Origin of the sequence: Lactococcus ileimucosae, from assembly GCF_943193185.1 — a bacterium.
Lineage (GTDB): Bacteria > Bacillota > Bacilli > Lactobacillales > Streptococcaceae > Lactococcus > Lactococcus ileimucosae.
Genome location: NZ_CALPDE010000042.1, coordinates 1 through 3586 on the forward strand (window position 1 = coordinate 1; position 3586 = coordinate 3586).

Here is a 3586-nt window from a genome sequence, read left to right on the forward strand (position 1 = left end):
ATACAATGGTATCTCTCATCATATTTTAACATGTTGCTTAATATTTATGAAATGTTATCATAATGTTTTGTTACATTGATGTTCTTGGAGAGACGACCATAAAGGATTAGAAAAACACTTCTTTATGATTGGAAAAGCTTGCTATGTGCGAGCTTCCTCTATACAACAGAGCGCGTGCGAACGGGGACATTCAGAATGTAACGAATGGGAGAAAAGTTGACAAACAAGAAGCGCTTGATTTTAATCTTATTGACCTTTTGTTCAGCAATTAATATCTTAAACAATTCTATTATTTTTTAACTTAACCATTTATTAAATGAGCAAATTATAGTACAATGAAAGTGTATTCATAATATATGTCAGAAAATTTAAATTTTTTCTGATGGGCAAGAAACATAAGGAGGCATATGAAAAAGAATATACATTTATTTGGTCTTGTAATCTTATTGTTCACATATTTGGCCCTTCCTGTAATCGGGAGTGCTCAAATGCAAGAAGTTATAAACTCAAGTAGTGTACAATTAACAAATAAGATACCTTCTACAAATGACTACCTCAAAAAGCAAAACGCATCTGTTCTCGCTAAGAATTCTGGAGAGGGTAGATTATCCTCTCAAGCACTAGCAGTTAGCCAAGAGAACCCCTTAAATTTTAATGCTTTACAGCCTAGGGATCTCACAAAATTGAAAGAGGTCATTCCTGTTAATGGAATAGACAAAAATGCTGCTGCAGATGATAAGGGAAATCCTATTGATGCCTCTGATTGGATTGCAGGAGATTCCTACGATGTCAAATATAACTGGAATATTCCTAATGGAGTAAGCATCCATGAAGGAGATACTTCTACTGTTGAGTTACCTGAGGGAGCTATCTTTGCAAAAAATGAAAACTTCAATATTATTGATGCCAATGGTAACGTAGTAGGCCGTCTTATTGCAAAAGCAGGAGATACTTTGGGGACAATCATCTGGTCAGATTATTATGAAACACGCCCCAATAACCGTTTGGGAACCCTCCATTTTGTACTTACAGGAATAAAACCAGCACCTGCTGCTAGCGACCTTTCGAAAAATGGTTGGCCAATCACTCAACTTCCGAATGGTCACTATAGCCAGATTCAATGGCAATTACGAATCAATGTTGACAATAAAAAACTAGAAAATGTAAGTGTCAATGATCAATTACAAAATGCTAATGCCCAAACGATTGATACCAATTCCTTTTCTTTGATGTATACAGATGGAAGTGGACCAGTTCCAGCAGCAGATTATACTTTAAGTTTGACTGAAACTGGATTTACAATTACTTTTAATACTCAAATATCGAAGGCAATAGATGTAATGTATACGTCTACATTAACGAAGGGAATTCCCTATCTTGTAGATGGAACGAGGATGGTTTTTCCAAATGAAGTAAGTATGAAAGCTCCTAATATTGATGCTAAAGCAAGCAAAGATGTTGTCTTGGGGGAAAGGGGAGAGGGTGCAGGAGATTCCCGTGGAGTAATTTTGTCCAAGATTGATGCTATGACAGGAGAACGTATTCCTCATGTTCACTTTAAGTTAACCAACTCTTTTGGGGATACCATTATGGGTTATGAGGATTTAGTAACAGATGAAAACGGACAAATACATTTGAGTAATTTACCACTTGGCGCTTATTCTTTTGTGGAGACACATGCTAAAGAAGGATATGTTATTGATACAACTCCAATCAACTTTTCTATTACTGAAGGTCAAGAAAATGCCGTGCAGCTAATAGCAAAAAATGATGAAGCAACAAGTGTTACAGTAACTAAGTACTGGGAGGATAATAATAATCAAGATGGACTTCGCCCAGATTCAATTCAAGTACAACTTTATGCAAATGGTGAGAAGCTAGGTGAAGCAGTTACCTTAAGTAAAGATTCCAAGTGGACCTATACATGGAAGTCCCTTTCTCAAAAATATGAAGGGAAAGATATTCTTTATACTGTTAAAGAGATTACTAAGGTAAATGGCTATGAGACAATCATAAATGATAGTAATAAAAAGAATATTATTATTACAAATAAACACCATACTACAAAAACCGACAGGAAGAAAAGTCATAATAATGACAAAAATAATAAAAAAACTTCCTCTTCACCCCAACATGCTTTACCTAAAACGGGAGAGGATGACAGAATGGCTTTGATAAGTACTGGTATCGCTTTCGTATTTCTAGCAATTACTTTTATCTTTTCTAATCTCCGACTCAAAAGATATAAAAAATAGTTGAACAAGGTTAGGCTTAAATACTAAAAAAATTCCTAACTTAGGCACTTAAACGTCCCCCCCCCCCTGAAGATTAATGCCATGAAGTTAAGAAAAGTAAAAAGACAGATTCTTTCAAAAAGTTTTCTGTCTTTTTTGTATACACGAAAATGACTCCCTTTTGGAAAATTTTAACGTTTTGTTAAACTGGATAATATCGTACAAGAGCTGAAGCGAAAAGATTGTAAGGCGTTAACTTTGCATAGATTTCTTGCTTAATAAAGTATTGCCTCCTAGAGTGAATGTGCTCTAAAGCTAAGATATGCTTCAATTGATTGAAGGAAGTTTCACTTCTCCTGTCGTTTGTGATAAAACACAGCATCCGCATTGCTCCTCACTTTTTCACTGAAGCTGGTGACCAAGTACTACAAATGATGATGTTCTTGTTTCAACCGAAACCACTCGAAAACAGAGAGGATAATCTGCTGTACTTCTACATTGACATAAAAGGAGTAAAACCCCAATGATATAAAAATCTCTTCTCCATTTTAAAATGGAGAAGAGATTTCCTTGTGATTAAAAAACGCTCAGCCACGTATAGCATACGTGATTGAGCATTTTTGTTTTCTCTTTGCGTTTTGGACAAAATCAAGTTATTCTATCCTCACACCAAAGACTTTTTTAGAAGTAATAATTAAATTTCTTCTTTCTTACGACGAGTAGCCGCCAAGCCTAAGCCACCTAACAGTGCAGCTCCTAGACCAGCTAAAGCAGCAGAATCATTCTCACCTGTCGCTGGTAATGCATGAGCTGTGTTGTCAGAAGCTACTTTATTTTCAGCAACTGCTTTAACATCAAGCTTAGTGCTTTCTGGTGAACCACCCTTATCTTTTCCTGTTGGAACAACATCAACTGTATCTGTACGTTTGTCTGCTACAACAACCTTAACTCGAACTTCTTCACTTGAACCGTCTGGATAAGTAATCACTACCACACCTTCTTTTTCACCTGGTGTGCTTGTATCTATCGGTGTCTTCCACTCGTATTTTGTATCTTCTGGAAGATCGCCCTTGTTAGAAATAGCATCTTCAGCTTTCGGTGTTTCGTTCAAGCCTGTGTTGACGTCTTGACCTTTTGGTTCATACTTGTCTGCATCTGAAGTTACTACAACCTTAACTGGAACTTCTTCGCTTGAACCATCTGGGTATTTAACAACCACTACAGCGTCTTTTTCACCTGAAGTTGTTGTGTCTACCGGTGTCTTCCATTCGTAAGTTGTATCTTCTGGAAGATCGCCCTTGTTAGAAATAGCATCTTCAGCTTTCGGTGTTTCGTTCAAGCCTGTGTTGACG

The 3586-nt window shown here is 36.6% G+C and carries 2 protein-coding genes; one reads left to right on the forward strand and one right to left on the reverse strand.

Features of this window, described 5'->3' with window-relative positions; all coding sequences use genetic code 11:
* Positions 1-407 precede the first annotated feature (407 nt).
* Entirely contained in the window at positions 408-2255 is a 1848-nt protein-coding gene (locus NFR51_RS10530; RefSeq protein ID WP_251713604.1) for a Cna B-type domain-containing protein, read from the forward strand.
* Between the two features lie 673 nt (positions 2256-2928).
* Here the strand turns inward: NFR51_RS10530 and NFR51_RS10535 are convergent.
* Positions 2929-3586 (reverse strand): Rib/alpha-like domain-containing protein (locus NFR51_RS10535; protein ID WP_251713605.1); only part of this gene is annotated, 658 nt, incomplete at its 5' end.

Excerpts from the sequence above, each read along its gene's own strand:
- NFR51_RS10530 (WP_251713604.1), top strand. The coding sequence starts at position 408 with ATGAAAAAGAATATACATTTATTTGGTCTTGTAATCTTATTGTTCACA.